This window comes from Lysinibacillus sp. NPDC059133, assembly GCF_042755925.1.
Taxonomy (GTDB): domain Bacteria; phylum Bacillota; class Bacilli; order Bacillales_A; family Planococcaceae; genus Lysinibacillus.
Genome location: NZ_JBHZDH010000060.1, coordinates 1 through 21,703, shown reverse-complemented (window position 1 = coordinate 21,703; position 21,703 = coordinate 1). Strand labels below are relative to the sequence as shown.

Here is a 21,703-nt window from a genome sequence, read left to right as displayed (position 1 = left end):
TTAATCAAAATGGAGTAAACTCTCTAAATGAAATTTGTATCCATTCCCCTGCAATTTTTAGAAATAAATGCTTTGGAAACCTTGAAGTATTTGTAAATCAATTCTATCTGCTTTTGTCCTCTGAATGATAAAATCTAATCCTTTTTTTGTGTTATCTGCAAATTTAGGCAATGCTTCAAGAGCATCTGTTAAAGGTTTGTTGAAGTTGTCCCAATGTATTGGAATAATAAGTTTTGGTTGTATTTTCTGCACGGTTTGCTCATAATACATATTTTGAAAATCTTGATCTTGAGCTCCTAATACTCCTATTCCTAAAAATAAAACATCAGCATGAATGTCATCTAATGCCCCTTCTATATAATTAGCTCTTGGTTTAACAAAGAATGTTTTATTGTGATGCGTAATCAAGAAATCGTATGAAGAATCTTCATGATAATCTAGAGCTTTTGCTGGTTGTTTAAGTGGCTCTTTTATTTTTACTCCTTCGTCAAAGGTTGGTGAATGCTTCGATTGAAGGACAGTAACAGTAAAATCACCAAACTGCATAGCTGTATTTACTTCGTATACAGACATCTGTTTCATATTTATACCATTACCAAGTCCTATATTAATTGCTGATTCTGAACCGTATACATGCGTCCCAGTTTGTTTAGCGATATAAGCTAAATCTAACGCATGATCATAATGTGTATGAGCGATAAACAATCCCCGGAGCTTATTATTATCAATTCCTATTTTCTTAAAGGCTTTATTTACAGCATTTGCATCAGTTTTTACAGTACTAAAAGGCAACATTTTTAATAAGGGCGGCCTAGAAATAAAACCATCAATCATTATTTGTGTGCTGCCATCATCAAATAATAAAGATGATGTTCCTAAAAACGTGACCTTTATCCGATCTTGATTTAATGCTTTTTGCTTTGTTTCTGGAGCGTAATATTCCTTGTATTGTTGAATATCTGCTGAAGGTGTTAAAAACTTATAATAAACAAAAGTGGAAGCGATTATCATCAATCCTAATCCTACAATAATAATCTTGCGCCTTTTACTTATTATGTATTTCAAACAATACTCTCCTCTCAAAACATAATATTTTATTGGCGTTTCATCCACTCGCAAAGTGCATGTACTGTTTCTCTATTTTTGACCGGTGGATACTGATGAGCATAGCGAAGATCATACCATGTTTCAAATGTTTTATTGGCATCCTTCAAATAAAATTCTAACTGTCTTGCATGTTCAATATCTACATTTTCATCACGATAGCCATGAATAATAAGTACTGGAGCTGTAATGTGCTCTATCTCAAATAGAGGTGTTCGAGCATCATAAGCCTCTGGTACACGATTAGGCGTCCCTCCAATAACACGCTTCATCATCCGGCGCATATCTGTTCGCTCCCAATATGTAGCTGTTGCATCAGATACTCCGGCCCATGTCACAATAGAGGTAATATCTCTACGCAAGATTGCAGTCCAAAGTGCCATAATACCACCACGTGAAAAGCCAAAGACATGGATATTATCATTACAGAACTGTTTTAGCACGTCTACTGCATATACAGCATCATAACGATCAGCTCCTGCAAACTCATCTCGACCTTCTCCACCTCGATTACCACGGTAATATGGAGCAAAAACAATAAAGCCTTGAGCTGCAAACTGTGCGACACGCGAAGGTCTAACCATGCCAATGCTTTGCATGCCTCCCCGCAAATATAAAAAGCCATCATATGTACCTTCTGCCTTAGGCTCCGCTAGTAATCCTTTCACACGTATACCCTGTGACATATACGTGATTTCCGTTAAACGAATAGCTGGATTAGGCGAAGGATAAGGACGTTTTCCAACGATCTTACCATTGGTCATAATGCTTCAACTCCTCCAGCATTTTCTGCATACCTTCATCCTTCATATGAAAGCTTAAATTTGGATGATTAGTAAATTCTTCATCTGTTAGCCAAGTCATTCCTGAAGTTTCTAAATCAAAATCAACGTCCTCCTGCCCCGCAAACTGTGCAGTAAAGACCGTTTTACAAAATAAGATGTCATCATGAACGGCGTATTCAGCAAACCATCTAAGGTTTTTTACATGAACACCAGTCTCCTCGAATACTTCCCTAATTGCTGCCTGCTCCAATGTTTCGCCAGGTTCTTGCTTTCCACCCGGAACCTCTACACCACGGCGTTTATGAATTGTACATAACCACTTATTTTCATGCTTTAATAAAACAAGTACATGCTTAGGCTCAATGGCCAATTCGCCTCTTTTAAAACTTAAATCCACTTGTAAACCATTTAAATCTGTAAATGTAAACATGCTCTTCAACTCCTTTTTCTCTATTTCATACACTGAGTCGAATCAGCGTTACGGTGATAATCTTTTATTTCACTATAGTGTATTCATGTATCTATAATCAACAAATAAAATCACTAATATTAACTTCCATTAAGCGGTGCGATAGACGTCTTTTTAACAAGAAGTAATACCACATCTAATACTATGTTCATTCGATCGCGAACAATAACAGTGCCACAAATCGGAATTTTTTTACTCCTATCTACTAGCGCTCAAAACATGAACTCTTCTCTTATGACAATGGTTAATCCGTCAAGAGAAAATAGCTTTCATCAATATAAAAAAGAGTCACTGATGTTTTTCAGTGACCCTATCTTTAGACACGTTTATTGAAATATGGAAGCTGTTCCACAAATGCCTTCGTATCCGCATCTCCATACTCATGAACAAGTGCATAGATTTTTTTTAATCGTAAATCAATTTCATCATTTTCTCTATCAAGATGATACTGTATATATGGCAATTGCGCACGCCATGCATTCGCAATTTCTAACATCTGCATTTGCTGAAAAATCTTTTCAAAGACATCTAATGCTTGGCGATCTATGTTGAGTTCAAAGTTCCACTGTCCTGCATATGGATTTGTATAATATGTTCTATTGGCAAGTGAAAAATATACACGCTGACGTTCCATCTTAAAACACTCCTTTTTCCATAGTATGGAGGTAAACGAGTCGTTTTATTCGCTGGAATGTCAAACTTACTTCACAACTAAGTTAGATAATCTAATTTATAATAGAAAGAAAGGAATAAGGAACGGAGTGAATGCCATGAGTTTAATCACACTCTTAATTGTAGGAGCAATCATCGTTATTTTAGTAACGGTCGCGACTATTATTAGTGTCAACCGTGCGTATGCTTTTAAACATACAGTTGATGAAAAACCTCAGCAAAGATTTCATCAAGATAATGACTAGTTCAATTTATACATTTTTTTATGAAATTCTTTTATAATACTATTAACAAATAGAATTTGGAGTGAACGCAATGGGAGTACCATTACCAATAATCATTATGATCGCAATGATGATGCTTATGTTTGGCGTTTCTGTCATAGTCCTGTTGAAGAAAAAAGGCAATTTCTTTACACAAACTATCGATGCTAAGCCTAAACAAATTAACGCTCAACAAGAGGACAAGAAAATATGAAATATCCCTTTATATGGCTCATTAAGTTTTACAGAAAATTTATATCACCCATGACACCGCCATCCTGTCGCTTCCATCCTACATGCTCCTCCTATGGACTTGAAGCTTTTCAAAAACACGGTGCCATTAAAGGATTCTATTTAACGATTAAACGTATATCAAAATGCCAGCCATTCCATCCAGGTGGCTTTGATCCAGTACCTGAAAAATGGCCTTCGAAAAAGAATTAATTTTCGAGGGTCATTTTTTCTTGTGCTTTTTTCAGATGTGCGTTATTATAGGAACTGTTCCAAAAAATAAATCGTAATGGTTACTATTTGAAAGAGGTATGCTATAAGATGAAAAAAGTATTTTTGTTATTTTTAGTTGCAGTTCTTGCCCTATTCACTGCTGCCTGTGGGAATAAATCAGCTACTTCCAAACAGTCAGAAACAAAGGATAAATTAACAATTTACACGACTGTCTATCCATTAAGTTATTTTGCACAACGAATTGGTGGCGATTTTGTAGAGGTTTCTTCTATTTATCCTGCTGGCGCTAACGAACACACATTTGAGCCAACACAAAAAGATATGATGAAATTAGCAGATGCTGATGTATTTTTCTATATCGGCTTAGGACTAGAAGGCTTTGTTGAAAATGCCAAAAAGACTCTAGCTAATGAAGATGTAACAATGGTGGCAACAGCAGATCAGGTTTCAGATGAAAAATTAGCTATGAGTACAGGTCACACACATGATGATGAAGAGGAAGCACATCATGATCATGAAGATGGACACGATGATCATGATCACGGTAATGTAGATCCACATGTTTGGCTATCACCAACGATCAGTCAAGACTTAGCACTTTCCATTAAAAACACTCTAGTTGAAAAAATGCCAGAACAAGAAGCCACATTTACAGCTAACTACGAGGCATTGGTAAAAGAACTACAAGATTTAGACAACGAATTTAAAGCAATGGCTGATAAAGCTCAAGAGAAAACGTTCTTCGTATCACATGCAGCATTTGGCTATATCGCAGGACAGTACGGCTTAAAGCAAGTTCCAATAGCCGGTTTAAACTCACAAAATGAGCCTTCTCAAAAAGAACTTACGGCGATTGTTGATAAAGCAAATGATTTGCATATTCACTACATTTTATTCGAGCAAAATGTCTCTTCTAAACTAGCCGAGGTTATCCAAAAAGAGGTCGGAGCAGAGTCTCTTGTCTTGCATAATTTAAGCGTTTTAACAACAGATGATGTGAAGAAAAATGAAACATACTTCACCCTTATGAAGAGAAATATTAAAACTTTAAATACTGCAATCAATTATTCCTCGGAATAATTGCGTCCGGAATCGGCTTTGTGCTTAGTCCTGCAGATGTTTTTTGCGCGAAAGCGTAGCGGCAGCAAAAGGTTTTCATCTGTGCGAAAGCAAAGCGACAGCAACAGCACCGATGCAGGTCAGTTAGCCGTTATCGCATGGATGCGATGATTTTAGGCTAACATCCTTTATGCACTCCTTTCCGATTCCGTGACATCCGCCGGAGGCTTTAACTTCTTTCAGTGGGTGTTTGGACACCCGCTGAAAGAAGTTAAACGATCACAAATAAATGAACAAGGAGGTGCCCCGAAAATCATATGGGACACCTCCTTTATTATGACGTACTTTTCTTGTGGCATTCGTTTTTCCGCTCTATAAATACTAATTAGCCCTTTTTTCTTATCGACAGCATTTTGTATTATCTTTCGATTCGCCTTTACTTGGGCTATATTACTTTCTAAAATGATTGGTTCCCATTCATTAAGATGTACCTGAACACTCTTATCGCTTTTATGACCTTTCAAAAGCACTGTAAGCTGCTGTTCTATTAATGGCTTTACTATTTGTTTATTTTTACTTAAAACGGACAGCCCTTTATCAAAGGTAAACTGATTATCCATGATTGGTTTTGTAAGAACTTCACTCTTACTTGTCTTTTGTAAATCGATATAGGCTTCGCTTGTAGCAGCTGGGAAACTCGTATAGTCCCAAGAGTGATCCTTAGCTAATTGGCGATCAGACACTAAAAAATAATTATAACGGACCTCACCCTTACGATCAGGCAACGGATCATCCCAGGTAACGTCGATATGATACCATGCATTATCAAGCTTTACCAAGACCCAGGCGTGTAGCTGTTCCCCTACTTTTCCTGGCACATATTGTACCTCAAAGCCTTGCATCTCTAGCATTCGATAGAGCACTAGAGCATATGCCTGACAAACCCCCTTTTTTTCCGTAAGCAATGTGTAGGGAGAATATGGACTTCCTTCGGTTTCCTTTGAATATTCAGCAGATAGGACGATAAAATCATGTGCAGCTTGTATTTTTTGCAATTCACTTAATCCATGCATGGGTGCAATAATATTCGTCAAAGTCTGTTCTACAAACACTTCCTCTTCCTGTGAAAGATGATAGGTAAACTCAAATCTAATGACAATATTATTGGTATAGCCATCATATTTCCATTTAAAACTAGAAATATTGGCGTAAATATATGGATCTTGAATAGCATATTTAATAAGCTCTGATAGTTCATCTTTTATTTCCGTCGTATTACCAGTATAATGAATGTCAAATTCAGTAGTTAATTGCATGACTTGTTGTTGAATTTGATATTGTAGTGATTCTATTGAATTGGCAGTTGCAATGTTCTTTTGTTCATAGTTTGCGAATACTTGCACATGACTCATTTGTAGAACAAATAATATAATGACAACATTATATATATATTTTCTCATATGAGTCATTCTCCTTTACTCTAGTTTATGCCTGTCATTTCTTATTATGTTAATGAATGATTAATTTAATCCTAAGAATTTACTAAAATGACTCTTAAAACGAATAAAAGAAGCCTTCTTATAAATGAAGGCTTCCTTTTATAGTGTTGAAAAAAACTATTTTTTAGTTGAAATAAATGAAAGTATGGCTGTTCTGCAAAACGAGGGGTTGATTTCCGTTCCGGCTAGGCGCTTTGTTGCTGCCGCTTCGCTTTCGCACAGATAAAACATTTGTAGCTGTCGCTTTTGCTTTCGCTACAGAAAACATTTGTAGCTGTCGCTTTGCTTTCGCTACAGAAAACATTTGTTGCTGTCGCTTTGCTTTCGCTACAGAAAATATTTGTTGCTGCCGCTTCGCTTCGCTGCAGGGTCTTATCTGTGACGCTGATCCCCGAGGAGTCGCCCAGTCGTAACGAAGATCAACTTATCCGCATGACATACGTTTTAACAAAATGACATCCAACTTTTTAGTTTGAGCGGGACCTTTTCAGGAGTTATTGCCCAACTTTTAAATTTTATCTACCAACTTTCACGTTTTATCTACCAACTTCTGAATTTTATCTACCAACTTTCACGTTTTATCTACCAACTTCTGAATTTTATCTACCAACTTTCACGTTTTATCTACCAACTTCTGAATTTTATCGACATCCACCTTCCGAAGAGCAAAAAGGATTCACACACAAAACTGTGCGTGAATCCCTTTACTTTATCATAGCGTTCATTCTTAATTGCACAAATTAAAAATACTACGCTATCAGTGATTGGAGTGGAAGGCTACTCGACTCCCGTGGGAAAGCGAGACAGGCGAGACCCTGCACGGAGCGGATGTTTTCTGTACGAAAGCGAAGCGGCAGTAACAACAGCGAAGGAAGCGGCTCGACGCTCGCCCACAGGAAGCTCTGCTCTGCGCGAAAGCGAAGCGTCAGCGACAAAACGAGTAGCCTGCAACGGAAATCTCTCTCATTTAAGCGCCTAAACATTCATAATCATTTTGTTATTCCTTCATTAATTTTCTACGAAGTAGCTTATTGGCGCCGTTTCGTGGGAGCTCGTCCGTAACAATAATTTCTTTTGGTATTTTATATTTCGCAAGCTTCTTTTGACAAAATGCTTGTATTTGCTCTACCTGTGCTTCTTCTTTTAATACAACAAAGGCGATTGGTACCTGTCCCCACTCATCATCATCAATGCCGCATACTCCCGCTTCCTTGACAGCAGGATGTGTAAGTAGCACATTTTCAATTTCAGCAGGATAAATATTTTCACCGCCTGAAATAATTAAATCAGCCCGACGATCAATGACAAACAAATAACCTTCTTCATCTATATAGCCAATATCCCCAGTATGGAGCCAGCCATCAAACGTTGCATCTTTTTGGGCAAAACGACCAATGTACCCTGGTGTAACATGTGGACCACGTATGCAAATTTCTCCTTCACCATTGTCATTCGGCTCAGCAATGCGAATTTGATTAAAAAATAATGGTTTTCCCGCTGAACCAATTTTTTGCATCGCATCTTCATTTGCTAATGTTGCAGTTTGTGACGAAGTTTCAGTCATACCATACGTTTGAGCTACAGCTAAATTTAATGCATGCGCTCTCTTTAAATAATCCACTGGCACAGGTCCACCACCCGCTAGCATCATTTTAAATTTCGGTGAGGCTTGTGCATTGTTCTGTTCAAGAGTATGTAGAATTCGTTCCAATGTGACAGCGACTACTGACATATGTGTAACCTCGCCATCCATTATATGTTGGGAAATGGCTTCTGCATCAAATTGATCATATAAATGCACTTTATTACCATACAACAGTGAACGCACTAAAATAGAAAAGCCGCTAATATGAAAAAGTGGTACAGCACATAACCAAGTATCATCCGCATGCAAACCTATATTTAAAACGGAGGCCGTTGCACTTGCTTGGTGATTTCCTACTGTTTGACATACGCCCTTTGGAAAACCAGTCGTACCAGATGTGTACATAATCGATGTCGTTTGATTTAAAGACCATTCTTTCGTAATATTAATAGCCTTTTCTGTACTTTTTTCTATAGTAGAAAATAAATAATAAGTCGTATGTGATGGTAGTTTTTCTATATCCTCATCGGCAACTAATACTGCCATAGCCTCTGAATCCTCTAGCTGGTAAGCAATTTCATCCTGTGTTAGCCTACGATTTAGCATGACCATTTCACATTGTAAATGCATACATGCGTACATCATAATGACAAGTGAAGGCTTACTCGGCCCCATTATGGCAATACGGTCTCCTTGCTTAATATCTAGGGCTGTAAGTTGACGAGCACGTTTTAAAGATAACTCATTTAACTCTTGAAATGTCCAAGTCTGCCCATTATATGTTAAACCGTTTCGTAAAGGTGTTAAATATGCTCGCTGTAAAACCCAATTCAGATACATCTAATAATTCCTCCAATCTTCCTTAATCTTACCGTTTCATTGTATTATGCATCTATCCGTCAGTAGGACATGGTGTTCCGTCACTCTGCCAAGTCTATCCGTCTTACCCGTTTAGATATACAAAAAGCTCGTATCTCATTAGGATACGAGCCGTTCAACGCTTCAGATCATCAAGGGAATCTTGGGAATTGACCGAAATCTGGTTGACGTTTCTCTTTAAATGCGTCACGACCTTCTTTAGCTTCATCTGTTGTGTAGTAAAGAAGAGTAGCGTCGCCAGCCATTTGTTGAAGACCAGCTAAACCGTCTGTATCTGCATTCATTGCTGCTTTTAAGAAGCGTAGAGCAGTTGGAGACATTTGTAGCATTTCTTCACACCATTGTACAGTTTCATCTTCTAATTGCTCATAAGGAACAACTGTGTTAACTAATCCCATATCAAGTGCTTGCTGTGCATCATATTGACGGCAAAGGAACCAAATTTCACGCGCCTTTTTATGACCGATAATACGTGCAAGATAGCCTGAGCCATAACCAGCATCGAATGAACCAACTTTTGGTCCAGTTTGTCCAAAGCGAGCGTTATCAGCAGCAATTGTTAAGTCACAGACAACGTGTAATACGTGTCCTCCACCGATTGCATAACCTGCAACCATCGCTACTACAGGTTTTGGAATAACACGGATTAAACGTTGTAAATCAAGAACGTTTAGACGTGGGATCTCATCTTCACCAACGTAGCCGCCATGGCCGCGTACTTTTTGGTCTCCACCTGAACAGAAGGCATGCTCACCTTCACCAGTTAAAATGATAGCTCCAACATTTTTATCATCACGTGCACGTGAAAAAGCATCGATCATTTCCATTACCGTTTTTGGTCGGAATGCGTTGCGCACTTCTGGACGGTTAATCGTAATTTTTGCGATACCGTTATAGAACTCATACTTAATGTCTTCATAAGTATGTAAACTAGTCCATTGACGTGTCATTGAATTGCCTCCTAATAATTAAATTCGTCTCGTTCAAAATCGAGGCGATAACGTAAAAATAATATTACGTTAAATACTCCTCTACTATTGTAGCAAACTCAGCGGGATTTTCCACATGAATTGCATGTCCAGCGTCATTTACTGTCGCATATTTGGCATTTTTTAATAACGCTTTCATTTCTAGTGCAATTTTACAAAATTTATCATCTAGTGAGCCTGTCATTAAAAGCACAGGAAATTCAAGCTTCTCCAATGCCATCCAATTTGATGGTTGACTTCCTGTACCAATGCCTCGTAAGCTACCTGCCAAGCCTTCTTCCTTCTGAGAAAGTCGTTCGAACCTAATCGCTTCTTGCACATTGTGTGATAAACACTTTTGAGATTCAAACAAAGGAATGTTTTCCCATGCATTGACAAATGATAACAATCCATTACTAATTATTTTTTCAGCAAGAGCGTTATCCCTCTCACAACGTTCAGAACGTTCCTTTGCAGTTCGTAAACCTGGCGAAGCACTTTCTAAAATTAGCTTTTCAATGCGTTCAGGGTGGGAGTTTGCATACGATAATGCAACTCTCCCACCCATTGAATAGCCTAGCAGCGTAAATTTCTTAAGCTCTAACTGGCAAAAAACTTCCTCTAAATCTTGGATTTGCTCTTGCATAGAGAAACGGCTAATTTGCTGGGGTATAGCGGTTTGACCATGTCCGATTAAATCAATGGCAATAACTCGTACACTAGATAGAGCTTTCGCTAAATTCCGCCATGTAGCCGTACTACCTGTAAAACCATGCAATGCAACGAGCGTTTGCTCCGCTTCTTCATTCCAGATTTCCAAGTTCGTTACAAGCCCTCGAATCATTAGCTTTGCCATACTTTTAACCCCGCATTAATGCGATTCCACAGTGCCCGATGCGCATACACATTTTCCTCTCGATTCGTGAAAATTTCAATTAAGCGCATTGGTCGTTTTTTCATCGTAGTGAACTTTACTGATAGCTCTGAAATATCATCTACTCGTATATAATCCATATCGTACATATTGGCAATATCATGGAATTTAAGGGCAGTTGGCGTACCAAATAAATCTTCATAATGTGCCTCAACTGTAGATTGTGGTAAATAAGAGAAAATACCGCCGCCATCATTATTCATAACGATTATTGTTAGGTTGCATTCCTGGTATCTTGAAGCAATTAGCCCGTTGACATCATGTAAAAAGGCTAAATCGCCAATAAGCAAGTAGGTTTCTCGGTTATTTCCTTCACTAAAGCCCATTGCAGTCGATACGACGCCATCAATACCATTCGTTCCACGATTCGCGACAATACGAAGATCCTTCTGTGTCGCCATTAAAAACGTATCAATATCACGCACTGGCATACTGCTACTAACAAAAATATCACTGCCATTAGGAATCATTTTTAGTAATCGGCTTACCATTGCTCCCTCATCAATCGCACCATCCGAATAGTGTTCAATATACTCTAGTGCTATATCATTAGCATCTTGCCATTCAGCTAAATACGCTGCTTCTAATGCTGTTTCAGAGACTTCTAATTGCGTGAACCACTCACCAATACTTGCATGAACAAAATGAGTAGACACACCTGTAGCATCACGGAACATCGGATCTTCATCGACAACAATATAAGCATTAGGATGAGATTTAGTTATAAATTGCATGATAAATTTAGAAACAGGCTGTGCTCCTAAACGTAGTACCGTATCTGGTTTAACTAATGCTTTAAAATCTTCACTTTTCATAATTGCATCGTACGTTGTCACAATATATGGCAGACAATCCTCTGGGACGGAAGCCCGCATATTGGATAGACTCTCGACAATGACCGGCCATTTTAATTGGCGAACAAACTCCCACATAATTGTTAAATCTGTACCAAGTGCTAGCTCACCAATAATAACAAAGCCTCTTTTAGTTGCACGTAAAATCTCCGATAGCTCTTGTTGAGTCGCCATTGAAGGTATTAACTGACCCATACTACTGTGCTTAAATGTCGCTTCTGGAAGTTCCTCTCGAAAATCAATCAACAAAGGTTCTCTAAACGGTACATTAATATGCACTGGTCCAAATGGTGCACTCATTGCAACCGCTACTGCACGTGCAATATGGCGCTCGATAAACGGCAATGTTGGTGCGGCACCATCTGCCAAAGGGAAATCCACGCTCCATTTGACATTTGTACCATATAAATTCGGCTGATTAATAGCCTGTGGTGCACCCACCTCTCGCAATTCATGTGGACGATCAGCTGTGATGACAATTAACGGTACACGAGCATAGCTTGCTTCAACAATGGCAGGAAAATAGTTTGCCGCAGCTGTTCCCGATGTGCATAAAAGAACAACAGGTTTTGCTGTAGCCTTTGCAATTCCTAACGCAAAAAAGGCAGCCGATCGCTCATCAACCTGACGATACATATGGAGCTGTTTCGTTGAAGCAAATGCATAAGCTAAAGGTGTCGAACGTGAGCCAGGGCTAACTACAACGTTTTCAACACCAGCTTGCACTAGTGATGCTACCATTTTATAAACATAATCCGTTAACATTTCTCGTTCACTCATGTAATTGTCCTCCTAGCGCGCGAAGCATTGGACGGAATTTCACTAATGTTTCCTCATATTCAGATTGTGGCTCTGAATCTGCTACTATACCGCCACCAGCATATAAATAAGCTTTATCCTTAAGTAAAGCAGCCGAACGAATGGCCACTGCAAATTCCCCATTGCCTTCAGCATCTACCCAACCAATTGGAGCTGCGTAAAGTCCACGATTCATCGGCTCATACTTACGTATAGCTGCCATTGCCTCTTTCCTTGGCACACCACCTAAAGCTGGCGTTGGATGTAAAGACTTTGTCAGTTGTAATATGGTTGCCTCATTATTCAACTGACCTTCAACAGGTGTATATAAATGTTGTATATCTCTAATCTTTAGTAAGCGAGGACTATTTGGTACTTTCATCTCCACACAATTTTTACGGAATGTTTCCGCAATCATATCGACAACATATTGATGCTCGCCACCATTTTTCGAATCATTTAATAAGCTTTGTCCATAGGCTTCATCTTCCTCTGCTGTCTTACCACGTTTAATAGAACCTGCCACACAAGATGAAAAGGCGCGGCCCTTTTCTACTTTTACAAGACGTTCAGGGGACGCACCAAAGAACAATAATTCTTGACGTTCTAAACCAAATAAATAGCTCTCTGGCTGCTCATGAATAATTTGTGATAGTACCTGTGGTGAAGAAACTTCTTCTTTAAATTGCAATGCTAGCGAGCGTGCAATAACAACTTTATCTGCCTTCTTTTGCTTAATCAATGCTGTTACTTGGTCAATTGACGCTAAATATGGCTCCTTATATGGCTCAAAATAACTTGTGATTTCAGGCTTTGAATACGTTTTCACTTCTTTTACCTGAGCAGCATGAATTAAATGATCTCGCTCTTTACGTAACGCGTCAAACTGAGACTCTGCCTGTCCATTTTTTGAAATAAGATGGATACTTACAAACGCTTTGTCATCACGTATGACAAGCTGATATGTTGCGAGCGCAAAAAAAGCCTCTGGAAAGTCTGTCCACTCCCCAGCAACATTATTTTGTGGATCGAATGTAAATCCGCCAAACAAAATTGGCTGTAGCTCACTTTGTCCCTTAACACAGTTTTTCGTTAAGCTTTTCCATTCAGCTTCTATTGCATCGTAGCGATCATTTTTGGCGTTATTTTGAATCGTATAGGCATGTCCTAGCCCTACTAATGTCATTGTTTTTTCTCTATTTTGCCAATAAAATCGTTCACCTTTATAATGCTCCTCACCCGCTGCATAAAATGCGAGCGCCGATAAGCGACTTACTTCAATTGTTTCCATATAAAAATGAAGGCTTTGGCCCAAAGAGTCCACTTCTACCTCTGTGGCTTGGTACCACTTCTGTTGCATGAAAATTACCTCCGTTGTTGCAATGTACATAATGAATGACGCACGGTGTTTTGTACTCGTTCTACACTTTCAGTCATAAATATCAACTGCTTTGGCTTTTCTTTAACATAAATTGACCAAAACTTTGCATTATGAAGTGAGCGTTTGTACTTTTTCCACATCATATTTCTTTTGCTTTAACTTCTTTCAGCGGGTGTTTGGAAACCCCTGAAAGAAGTTAAAATAGCCGTCATTTTTTAATTGCTAGCCTATTTTTCGTACTGTTGCTATTATCTTAATTATTGTTTTCAGTTCATAAATGCATGTTCTATTGTATCATTTTTTTTACCTGAACTGTATGTAATAAGCTGTGAACCTACCCATTTTCTCATTCTTCGTATAAAATAAGAATAGTCTACAACATTTGAAGGAGAGAAAGACCTTATGACCAAAGTCATTGAAGCTGATAAGGGTTTTAAAGTTTGGTGGCATTTAACACGTCCACATACTTTAACCGCTTCATTCGTTCCAGTATTTTTAGGAACAGCGATTGCCTTAGCAATTGAAAAACAAACCATTGATTTCGGACTATTTTTTGCTATGCTCATTGCAAGTATGCTTATACAAGCGGCAACAAATATGTTCAATGAATATTACGATTACAAATTAGGATTAGACAATGAAAATTCTGTCGGTATCGGCGGTACGATTGTGCGTCACGGTGTTCAACCAAAAACAATTATGATGATTGCCTTAAGCTTTTATGCAATCGCTATGCTACTTGGCATTTACATATGTGCCTCTACCTCTTGGTGGCTTGCTGCTGTCGGGCTTGTTTGTATGCTTATTGGTTTTTTATATACTGGAGGACCTTACCCAATAGCCTATTCACCATTCGGAGAACTTGTATCTGGTGCTGTTATGGGAATGGGGATTGTCTTAATCGCCTTTTATATTCAAACACTTACAATAACATTTGATGCTGTTTTGCTTTCAGTACCAAGTATGATTTTAGTTGGGGCGATCATGCTGTCCAACAATATCCGTGATATCGTTGGCGATACAGAGGGTGGTCGAAGAACGCTTGCTATTTTAGTAGGTCGTGATAATGCCATTTCTGTTTTATCTGGCTTTTTTATCGTTTCGTACTTATGGGTAATCGCCCTTGTAGCAATTGATGGTATAACTTTTTGGGCACTAATCATTTTCTTAAGTGTTCCAAAGCCACTTCGTGCGATTCAAATTTTCCGCGATAAAAAAGAAGCCAAAGAAGTTATGCCTGCGATGAAATTTACAGCGCAAACAAATACATTCTTCGGCTTCCTTTTAGGAGTAGGTTTATTAATTCAATATTTCTTTTATTAAGATCCATTATTAAAGAGGCAGCAGCTTTAACGAGTTGCTGCCTCTTTTACATAGCGTCGAAAATTATTACTTGCAATACCGCGAACTTCTTCCATTGAAAAGTGTTCACGTAATGCCTCTAACAAATTTTGTGCCTCTCCTGCGTGTGCTAATCCTTTTACAGTAGCATCTATTCCATCGAAGTCTGAACCTAGTCCAAGGTGCTCTACCCCTACTATATTCGCTAGATGCTTCACATGCACTACTAAATCATCCATCGTTGCATTGTCATGGATAAAAGATGGGTAGTAAACGACATGAATATGCCCTCCATGCTTGACTAGTGCTTTTGCCTGAGCATCGGTTAAATTTCTTGGATGATCACAAATTGCACGTGCGTTGCTATGGCTCGCAATGATATGCTTCGCTAGTGGCAAGACATCCCAGAAGCTCTGTTCATTTAAATGGGATACATCGATAATAATATCTCGCTCATTTAGCAAGTCTATAACCTCTTTACCAAATGGTTTTAAACCAAGGCTTGCATCCTGTTCAGCACCGTGGGCCACAGCATTTTCCTCATTCCACGTTAAGCCAACTAGCTTCACACCTGCATCTAATATTGCAGCAAGCTTTGCTAAATCTTCACCGATTGGACCACAGCCCTCTAAGCTTAAAATTGCACCAATTTCATGCGGAGCTAAAGTATCTAATTGCGACCAATCTGTAATATGCACCATGCCCTCAGTTTGTAATACATGTGTATGGAAGGCTTCAATTTGCCGCACAGCCTCTAAAAATTGCATACTTTGCGGAATTTTAGGATTAATAAAAATAGCAAATACTTGTGCCTTAACCCGCCCTAATTGTAATCTCTGTTGATTGGCTTGCAAACGTACATCATCTTCAAATTTTGCCGCTTCTAAAGTTGTTAATTTCAATAGAGCATCGCAGTGTAAATCAATTATGTTCATATTCTCACCTCATACAGCTATTATACTGCCTGTGAGTGAAAATGCTTACTAAGTTTTATCTTGAGGTGTATCAGAAGAGCCAAATTCCTCAAGTTCTATGAAATCATCCGATCTTGGCGTAGAAGACAACACATCTTCCTCTACTGGCCTTAAATTATCCTCTTTGTGCTCCGCATGCTCAACACATGTCAATGCTTCCGGCTTAGCTTCTAAGCGACCAATAGGAATCTCTTCACCACATATAGCGCATTTGCCATAGGTACCGTCCTTCATCGCTTGCAATGCTCGTTTTATTTCTTCAGCATGGTCCCCACGATGCTCATCAATCACCATTTCCGTTAGCTGATCCGTTAAATCACTCGCATTGTCAGCTGGATGATTATCATAATTAGATAGCTCTGTCGCTTGTGGACGCTCTGATTCCTCCTGTTGCTTTTCTATTTCCTGTAGTTCCTGCTCTAATTGCTTTTTCAATTTTTCCATTACTTGTGGGTTCAAAAAAATCCCCTCCTCATGCCTTCATTTTTTCCTAAAATAATATTTCTAAAACATGAAAGCATGAGGAGTAATCACTTATTTTTTGTATATTTATCTTCATTCAGCAAATGTCTTCTGTAGCGAAAGTGAAACGACAGTTACAGATGGGTTTTGTAACGTAAGTGAAACGGCAGTTACAGGTGTTTTTTGTAACGTAAGTGAAACGGCAGTTACAGGTGTCTTCTGTAGCGAAAGTGAAATGACAGCAACAATTATGCCAAAGCGAAATTGTGGATGGCATCATGTAAAAATTGTGCTGCTCCTTTAGCAACGCGTGCATCGTAATAAGCTGAAAAGCGTTCATCCGCTACATACATCTGTGCTATACCTGCATGTGCTTCTTTGGAATATTGTGACCACGAAAAGCTAAGCCAACGTTTATGAAGCTCTGCTACCTCCATGGCCACATCATTGTTTGTATCACCGATTGCCATCGCTTCTTTTAAACGAGCAAATAATTGCTGTTCTAGCTGCTGCATAGCCTCATACTGTTCCTCGGTCATATTCATTAGCTTCGCATTCGATGCATCAACCGTGTTGTTACCATATTTCGCACGAATTTCTTGACCATATTGCTTTTCATTTTCCTCGATTAGCTTCTCTTTGAATCCATTAAATTTCTCTTCATTTGTCATTGGTTGTTCCTCCTCAATAGATTGAATGGTTTTTTCCACTGTTTGTAATATCTTTTCCAGCTGTTCCTTGCGTTTCAGTAAAGCCGTACGATGTGTTTTGAGTGCCTCTGTATGTTCAAAATCTGGTGATTGAATCATTTCCTTAATGGTTGCTAGCTTCATATCTAATGCTCTATAAAATAAAATTTGCTGGAGCATATCAACTTCAAACTGCCCGTAAAATCGATAGCCCGCCTCATTCGTTCTTGCTGGCTTCAATAATTCAATTTCATCGTAATAACGCAGTGTTCTTGTGCTAACCCCGGATAATTGAGCAAGCTCTTGAATTGTATATTCCACAATTTTCACCTCCACTAATGCTACTGTAAATGTTTACGCAACGTTAAGGTCAAGAAAAAAATCAAAAAAGTTGGCTCGTTACCATAACGTGGGGTTGATTTCCGTTCCGACTGGGCGCTTTCCTAGGGGCGCCCGATGAGCCGCTTCGCTTCGCTGCAGGGTCTCGGGCCAACACGATGTTGGTCACGAAGGCGTTATCACAGGACGTGATGGTTTTAGCCTTCGTTCCTCTATCGCTAATCCCCAAGGAGTCGCCCAGTCTCCACTCCAATCAACTTATATAAATTGCATAAGTCATTCAATTTTCATCCTTCAATACATGCGCATGAAAAAAGCAAACTAGATTTTTTATTATCACTAGTTTGCTCATTATCAATTATGCCTCGGTCCGAAATCGGCTTTGGGCCAACATGAAGTTGGTCACTCGTCGTTGCCACAAGACGTGGTGCTCTTAGACTGAGTTCCTCTATTACAGCGGGTGTTTGGACACCAGCTGTAAGAAGTTAAATGTTTGCATATTTCCCATGCCACACAACATTTCTGTAGTTTTCTACATCTGTGTCACCTTCAGTGTTAATAAACAATACTCGAGAATATGCATCTAATTGTAATGTATCCTTCAGCTCTGTATAGTGTTCATTCGTCATCAATTCATAAAAACATCCCACTGGGGCAGCTCCAGATTCTCCAGCAATAATTCGTGTATCTGTTGCTAGTGGATTTCCAAGAATGCGCATACCTGTTGCGGCAACTTCCTCATCACAGCAAATACTCATCTTCGTATAAGCTTTTAACAGATCCCAAGCTAGTGGATTTGGCTCACCACAAGCAAGACCTGCCATAATTGTTTGCATCTCTCCACCAACCGTTACACACTGCTCAGCTCCTGCTTTAAAGCTTTCATAAAAGCAATTAGCTGCAAAAGGCTCAACTAAGACAAATGTAATCTCTTGCTCATAATATTGTTGTAAAAAAGCTACAACTGCACCTGCAAAAGATCCAACCCCAGCTTGTAAAAATACATGGGTAGGTGCTTTTTCCAACTGCTCAACGACTTCTCTTATTAGCGTTGTATAGCCTTGCATAATCCATAACGGAATTTCCTCATAGCCTTCCCACATCGTATCCTGAATAACGACCCAGTCATTTTCTATTGCTAGTTGTGAAGTATAACGAACTGTATCATTATAATTCATTGTCGTTATTTCAGCATATGCACCTTCATTTTTAATATTTTGGAGGCGCTCCTCAGCACTACCTGCTGGCATATAAATGCGTGCTTTCAAACCAAGCTCCCTAGCAGCCCAAGCTACCCCACGACCATGATTGCCGTCTGTCGTTGAAATAAATGTTAAGTCCCCTAGTTGCTCCTTTATTTCTGGTGATTTAAGTTGCTCAAACGATAGCTCATCAATATTACTACCTAACTTTTTGGCAACGTACTGTCCAATTGCATAAACACCACCCAATACTTTGAATGCATTTAAAGCAAATCGATATGATTCATCTTTTACAAAAATACTTTGTACCCCAACTAGTGATGCAAAAGCATTTAAGTTTCGTAATGGTGTGCTTTCAAATTTCTCATATGTACGTTGAAATCTACCAACACGATCTACTTGTTCCGGTGAAAAATGATCCAGAAAAGATACTACTTGTTCTACGTTCTTCTGCAACAAATATTGTTGGTTGTTAGTCCACAATAATTTTTCCATTTACATCCCCCTACTTTGTTTCTATTTTATCTTAGCTTATAGCATCACAAAAAAATACCACACACATTTATATTACATATTTTGATAAAAAAAGAAAAATATGAATCCTATTGATGAGATTTATCGTATATATACTAGTATATTCAGTAGGAGGTATAAAATGGATAACCCTTGTAAAATAGCGATAATTGGAGGAACAGGGAAAGTAGGAAGGCATATAGCAACTCGTGCAATAGAAAACGGATATCATGTTCGGATGCTTGTTAGAAATCCGGATAAGTTACTATATAAAAACGATAAAATTGAAATAGTGAAAGGACAGGTTCAAGAGATAGAAAGCATCCGAGAACTTCTTAAAGATTGTCAAGTTGTTATTAATACATTTGGTCAACCACCTAAAGAGGAACCTATATATAGTAAAGTTACAACTACTATTTTTAATGTGATGGAAGATTTAAACATTAGTCGTTATATAGGTGTTTCCGGTGGTTCTCTAACGATTAAAGAGGACAAAAAAAGCATGATGAATCGTTTTGGAGCAAAAATGTTTGCCGTTTTCTTTCCGAAAATGATGCAAGATAAAAATTTAGAGTGGGAATTTTTAACAAATAATAGACAGATCAAATGGACACTAATTAGATTACCGTTTGTAAAAGATAGCTTAACATCCAGTCAGATAAAGGAAAATCTTACTGATATGCCTGGTACAAAAATTACGAATCAAGATATAGCCACTTTTATCATTGATCATATAGATAGTACAAAATACATGCACAAAGCACCGTTTATCGCCCAATAGTGTAATAGCAATAAAATGACATAAAAAATAGCATGCTGAGAATATATCTAGCATGCTATTTTTTTATAGTTTACCTTAAAGACAACTATTATATCTTAGGCAATTACTCCCTACTACATTCGCCACCTTTGGACATTTTGATAATGTAAATGGAATGCGTTCATTTGGAAATATAAAAAAAATGCAGTAGATGTAAATTACATCTACTGCATTTTAGTATGACCCGTACGGGATTCGAACCCGTGTTACCGCCGTGAAAGGGCGGTGTCTTAACCACTTGACCAACGGGCCAATGGCGGAGAAGGAGGGATTTGAACCCTCGCGCCGGTTACCCGACCTACACCCTTAGCAGGGGCGCCTCTTCAGCCTCTTGAGTACTTCCCCAAACAATGGCTCCGAAGGCAGGACTCGAACCTGCGACAACCTGATTAACAGTCAGGTGCTACTACCAACTGAGCTACTTCGGAATAATGGTGGGCCTAAATGGACTCGAACCATCGACCTCACGCTTATCAGGCGTGCGCTCTAACCAGCTGAGCTATAGGCCCTTGAAAGCGGGTGATGAGAATCGAACTCACGACATCAGCTTGGAAGGCTGAGGTTTTACCATTAAACTACACCCGCATATGGTGGGTCAGGACGGAATCGAACCGCCGACACTTAGAGCTTCAATCTAATGCTCTACCAACTGAGCTACTGACCCATATTTTTAAAAAATGGCGGTCCCGACCGGGATCGAACCGGCGATCTCCTGCGTGACAGGCAGGCATGTTAACCGCTACACCACGGGACCATTTGGTTGCGGGGGCCGGATTTGAACCAACGACCTTCGGGTTATGAGCCCGACGAGCTACCACTGCTCCACCCCGCGTTAATAAAATATTCTTTTCGAGTTTTTCAAGCGCCATTTATAAAATAAACTGGAGGAGGTAGAGGGATTCGAACCCCCGCGCGGTGTTACCCGCCTGTCGGTTTTCAAGACCGATCCCTTCAGCCAGACTTGGGTATACCTCCGTAACAATATATAAATGGTGGACCTTGCAGGACTCGAACCTGCGACCGGACGGTTATGAGCCGTCTGCTCTAACCAACTGAGCTAAAGGTCCTTTAAGATGGCGGCAGAGGGGATCGAACCCCCGACCTTACGGGTATGAACCGTACGCTCTAGCCAGCTGAGCTACGCCGCCAGGATCTTTATACTGGTTATCTTTTATGGTGGAGCCTAGCGGGATCGAACCGCTGACCTCCTGCGTGCAAGGCAGGCGCTCTCCCAGCTGAGCTAAGGCCCCATAAAATGGTCGGAATGACAGGATTCGAACCTACGACCCCTTGGTCCCAAACCAAGTGCTCTACCAAGCTGAGCTACATTCCGATAAATATTAATTTGGCGCGCCCGACAGGAGTCGAACCCATAACCTTCTGATCCGTAGTCAGACGCTCTATCCAATTGAGCTACGGGCGCTAATTATAAAAATAAAATGGTGCCGAGGGCCGGAATCGAACCGGCACGGTAGTCACCTACCGCAGGATTTTAAGTCCTGTGCGTCTGCCAGTTCCGCCACCCCGGCACATTTGGAGCGGAAGACGAGGTTCGAACTCGCGACCCCCACCTTGGCAAGGTGGTGTTCTACCACTGAACTACTTCCGCATGTGCATAAGATTTATTTATCCTGGCAATTATGAAATT

At 39.4% G+C, this 21,703-nt stretch carries 20 protein-coding genes and 16 tRNA genes; 6 read left to right on the top strand and 30 right to left on the bottom strand.

From position 1 onward, the window contains the following. Positions 1 to 57 precede the first annotated feature (57 nt). The 4 genes from ACFXN8_RS22650 to ACFXN8_RS22635 form a co-directional block, all read right to left on the bottom strand. A complete protein-coding gene (locus tag ACFXN8_RS22650; RefSeq protein ID WP_386847742.1) occupies positions 58 to 1,011 on the bottom strand; it encodes an MBL fold metallo-hydrolase in 954 nt (317 codons plus the stop codon). A gap of 83 nt (positions 1,012 to 1,094) precedes the next feature. Next, positions 1,095 to 1,871, bottom strand: a complete 777-nt coding sequence (locus ACFXN8_RS22645; protein ID WP_386847740.1) for an alpha/beta hydrolase family protein — start codon at positions 1,869 to 1,871, stop codon at positions 1,095 to 1,097. Continuing rightward, the gene (locus ACFXN8_RS22640) at positions 1,855 to 2,319 is read right to left on the bottom strand and encodes an NUDIX domain-containing protein (protein WP_386847730.1); all 465 of its coding nucleotides are present in this window, start codon (positions 2,317 to 2,319) and stop codon (positions 1,855 to 1,857) included. The genes ACFXN8_RS22645 and ACFXN8_RS22640 overlap by 17 nt, the downstream gene beginning before the upstream one ends. 355 nt (positions 2,320 to 2,674) lie before the next feature. Next, positions 2,675 to 2,992 carry a transposase gene (locus tag ACFXN8_RS22635; protein ID WP_376078580.1) on the bottom strand — a complete coding sequence of 106 codons (318 nt, stop codon included), beginning with the start codon at positions 2,990 to 2,992 and terminating at the stop codon, positions 2,675 to 2,677. Between the two features lie 136 nt (positions 2,993 to 3,128). On the opposite strand from ACFXN8_RS22635, the gene ytzI reads away from it, so the two are divergent. The 4 genes from ytzI (at position 3,129) to ACFXN8_RS22615 (ending at position 4,838) form a co-directional block, all read left to right on the top strand. Then, the gene (gene ytzI / locus ACFXN8_RS22630) at positions 3,129 to 3,275 is read left to right on the top strand and encodes a YtzI protein (RefSeq protein ID WP_376078582.1); all 147 of its coding nucleotides are present in this window, start codon (positions 3,129 to 3,131) and stop codon (positions 3,273 to 3,275) included. Positions 3,276 to 3,345: 70 nt separating this feature from the next. Next, positions 3,346 to 3,507, top strand: a complete 162-nt coding sequence (locus tag ACFXN8_RS22625; RefSeq protein WP_370081999.1) for a hypothetical protein — start codon at positions 3,346 to 3,348, stop codon at positions 3,505 to 3,507. Further along, on the top strand, positions 3,504 to 3,737 hold the full coding sequence (gene yidD / locus ACFXN8_RS22620; RefSeq protein ID WP_053485074.1) for a membrane protein insertion efficiency factor YidD: 234 nt from the start codon (positions 3,504 to 3,506) through the stop codon (positions 3,735 to 3,737). Before ACFXN8_RS22625 ends, yidD begins: the two co-directional genes overlap by 4 nt. Before the next feature lie 108 nt (positions 3,738 to 3,845). Next, positions 3,846 to 4,838 carry a metal ABC transporter solute-binding protein, Zn/Mn family gene (locus ACFXN8_RS22615; RefSeq protein ID WP_386847728.1) on the top strand — a complete coding sequence of 331 codons (993 nt, stop codon included), beginning with the start codon at positions 3,846 to 3,848 and terminating at the stop codon, positions 4,836 to 4,838. Positions 4,839 to 5,056: 218 nt separating this feature from the next. Here the strand turns inward: ACFXN8_RS22615 and ACFXN8_RS22610 are convergent, their stop codons facing one another. The 6 genes from ACFXN8_RS22610 to ACFXN8_RS22585 all read right to left on the bottom strand — a co-directional run bounded on the left by ACFXN8_RS22610 (position 5,057) and on the right by ACFXN8_RS22585 (position 13,694). Then, entirely contained in the window at positions 5,057 to 6,277 is a 1,221-nt protein-coding gene (locus ACFXN8_RS22610; RefSeq protein WP_386847727.1) for a transglutaminase domain-containing protein, read from the bottom strand. 1,036 nt (positions 6,278 to 7,313) lie between these two features. Then, complete coding sequence (locus ACFXN8_RS22605) at positions 7,314 to 8,741, bottom strand: o-succinylbenzoate--CoA ligase (protein ID WP_376078592.1); 1,428 nt, start codon at positions 8,739 to 8,741, stop codon at positions 7,314 to 7,316. 170 nt (positions 8,742 to 8,911) lie between these two features. Continuing rightward, complete coding sequence (gene menB, locus ACFXN8_RS22600; RefSeq protein ID WP_049667407.1) at positions 8,912 to 9,730, bottom strand: 1,4-dihydroxy-2-naphthoyl-CoA synthase; 819 nt, start codon at positions 9,728 to 9,730, stop codon at positions 8,912 to 8,914. Positions 9,731 to 9,794: 64 nt separating this feature from the next. Next, complete coding sequence (gene menH / locus ACFXN8_RS22595) at positions 9,795 to 10,604, bottom strand: 2-succinyl-6-hydroxy-2,4-cyclohexadiene-1-carboxylate synthase (protein ID WP_386847725.1); 810 nt, start codon at positions 10,602 to 10,604, stop codon at positions 9,795 to 9,797. After that, the gene (gene menD / locus ACFXN8_RS22590; protein ID WP_386847723.1) at positions 10,592 to 12,316 is read right to left on the bottom strand and encodes a 2-succinyl-5-enolpyruvyl-6-hydroxy-3-cyclohexene-1-carboxylic-acid synthase; all 1,725 of its coding nucleotides are present in this window, start codon (positions 12,314 to 12,316) and stop codon (positions 10,592 to 10,594) included. The genes menH and menD overlap by 13 nt, the downstream gene beginning before the upstream one ends. Then, a complete protein-coding gene (locus ACFXN8_RS22585; protein WP_376078599.1) occupies positions 12,309 to 13,694 on the bottom strand; it encodes an isochorismate synthase in 1,386 nt (461 codons plus the stop codon). Before ACFXN8_RS22585 ends, menD begins: the two co-directional genes overlap by 8 nt. Positions 13,695 to 14,117: 423 nt before the next feature. Between ACFXN8_RS22585 and ACFXN8_RS22580 the strand changes: the two genes are divergently transcribed. Further along, positions 14,118 to 15,038 (top strand): 1,4-dihydroxy-2-naphthoate polyprenyltransferase, encoded by a 921-nt coding sequence (locus ACFXN8_RS22580; RefSeq protein WP_376078601.1) that lies wholly within the window; start codon positions 14,118 to 14,120, stop codon positions 15,036 to 15,038. 26 nt (positions 15,039 to 15,064) lie between these two features. Here the strand turns inward: ACFXN8_RS22580 and ACFXN8_RS22575 are convergent, their stop codons facing one another. The 4 genes from ACFXN8_RS22575 to dpaL all read right to left on the bottom strand — a co-directional run bounded on the left by ACFXN8_RS22575 (position 15,065) and on the right by dpaL (position 19,217). Further along, positions 15,065 to 15,991, bottom strand: a complete 927-nt coding sequence (locus ACFXN8_RS22575) for a dipeptidase (protein WP_386847721.1) — start codon at positions 15,989 to 15,991, stop codon at positions 15,065 to 15,067. Between the two features lie 48 nt (positions 15,992 to 16,039). Beyond that, positions 16,040 to 16,489 (bottom strand): TraR/DksA C4-type zinc finger protein, encoded by a 450-nt coding sequence (locus ACFXN8_RS22570; protein ID WP_376078605.1) that lies wholly within the window; start codon positions 16,487 to 16,489, stop codon positions 16,040 to 16,042. A gap of 251 nt (positions 16,490 to 16,740) precedes the next feature. Beyond that, positions 16,741 to 17,502, bottom strand: a complete 762-nt coding sequence (locus ACFXN8_RS22565) for a MerR family transcriptional regulator (RefSeq protein WP_386847719.1) — start codon at positions 17,500 to 17,502, stop codon at positions 16,741 to 16,743. 503 nt (positions 17,503 to 18,005) lie between these two features. Then, positions 18,006 to 19,217, bottom strand: a complete 1,212-nt coding sequence (gene dpaL, locus ACFXN8_RS22560) for a diaminopropionate ammonia-lyase (protein ID WP_386847718.1) — start codon at positions 19,215 to 19,217, stop codon at positions 18,006 to 18,008. Between the two features lie 160 nt (positions 19,218 to 19,377). Between dpaL and ACFXN8_RS22555 the strand changes: the two genes are divergently transcribed. Then, complete coding sequence (locus ACFXN8_RS22555; protein WP_386847716.1) at positions 19,378 to 20,016, top strand: NAD(P)H-binding protein; 639 nt, start codon at positions 19,378 to 19,380, stop codon at positions 20,014 to 20,016. Positions 20,017 to 20,235: 219 nt separating this feature from the next. On the opposite strand, the gene ACFXN8_RS22550 is transcribed toward ACFXN8_RS22555, so the two are convergent. The 16 genes from ACFXN8_RS22550 to ACFXN8_RS22475 form a co-directional block, all read right to left on the bottom strand. Then, positions 20,236 to 20,307 (bottom strand) — tRNA-Glu (locus tag ACFXN8_RS22550). Positions 20,308 to 20,309: 2 nt separating this feature from the next. Then, positions 20,310 to 20,400, bottom strand: a tRNA-Ser gene (locus tag ACFXN8_RS22545). 6 nt (positions 20,401 to 20,406) lie between these two features. Continuing rightward, positions 20,407 to 20,483: transfer RNA gene (locus ACFXN8_RS22540), tRNA-Asn, on the bottom strand. A 4-nt stretch (positions 20,484 to 20,487) separates the two neighbouring features. After that, positions 20,488 to 20,564 (bottom strand) — tRNA-Ile (locus ACFXN8_RS22535). Between the two features lie 5 nt (positions 20,565 to 20,569). Next, positions 20,570 to 20,640 (bottom strand) — tRNA-Gly (locus ACFXN8_RS22530). Positions 20,641 to 20,643: 3 nt separating this feature from the next. Further along, positions 20,644 to 20,719: transfer RNA gene (locus tag ACFXN8_RS22525), tRNA-Phe, on the bottom strand. Between the two features lie 14 nt (positions 20,720 to 20,733). Then, positions 20,734 to 20,809: transfer RNA gene (locus tag ACFXN8_RS22520), tRNA-Asp, on the bottom strand. 3 nt (positions 20,810 to 20,812) lie between these two features. Continuing rightward, a tRNA-Met gene (locus ACFXN8_RS22515) sits at positions 20,813 to 20,887 on the bottom strand. A gap of 50 nt (positions 20,888 to 20,937) precedes the next feature. Further along, positions 20,938 to 21,030, bottom strand: a tRNA-Ser gene (locus ACFXN8_RS22510). Positions 21,031 to 21,045: 15 nt separating this feature from the next. Next, positions 21,046 to 21,122: transfer RNA gene (locus ACFXN8_RS22505), tRNA-Ile, on the bottom strand. A 7-nt stretch (positions 21,123 to 21,129) separates the two neighbouring features. Next, positions 21,130 to 21,203: transfer RNA gene (locus ACFXN8_RS22500), tRNA-Met, on the bottom strand. A gap of 26 nt (positions 21,204 to 21,229) precedes the next feature. Continuing rightward, positions 21,230 to 21,305, bottom strand: a tRNA-Ala gene (locus ACFXN8_RS22495). A gap of 6 nt (positions 21,306 to 21,311) precedes the next feature. Next, positions 21,312 to 21,388: transfer RNA gene (locus ACFXN8_RS22490), tRNA-Pro, on the bottom strand. Between the two features lie 13 nt (positions 21,389 to 21,401). Further along, positions 21,402 to 21,478, bottom strand: a tRNA-Arg gene (locus ACFXN8_RS22485). Between the two features lie 17 nt (positions 21,479 to 21,495). Continuing rightward, positions 21,496 to 21,584 (bottom strand) — tRNA-Leu (locus ACFXN8_RS22480). A gap of 5 nt (positions 21,585 to 21,589) precedes the next feature. Then, positions 21,590 to 21,664: transfer RNA gene (locus ACFXN8_RS22475), tRNA-Gly, on the bottom strand. Positions 21,665 to 21,703 lie beyond the last annotated feature (39 nt).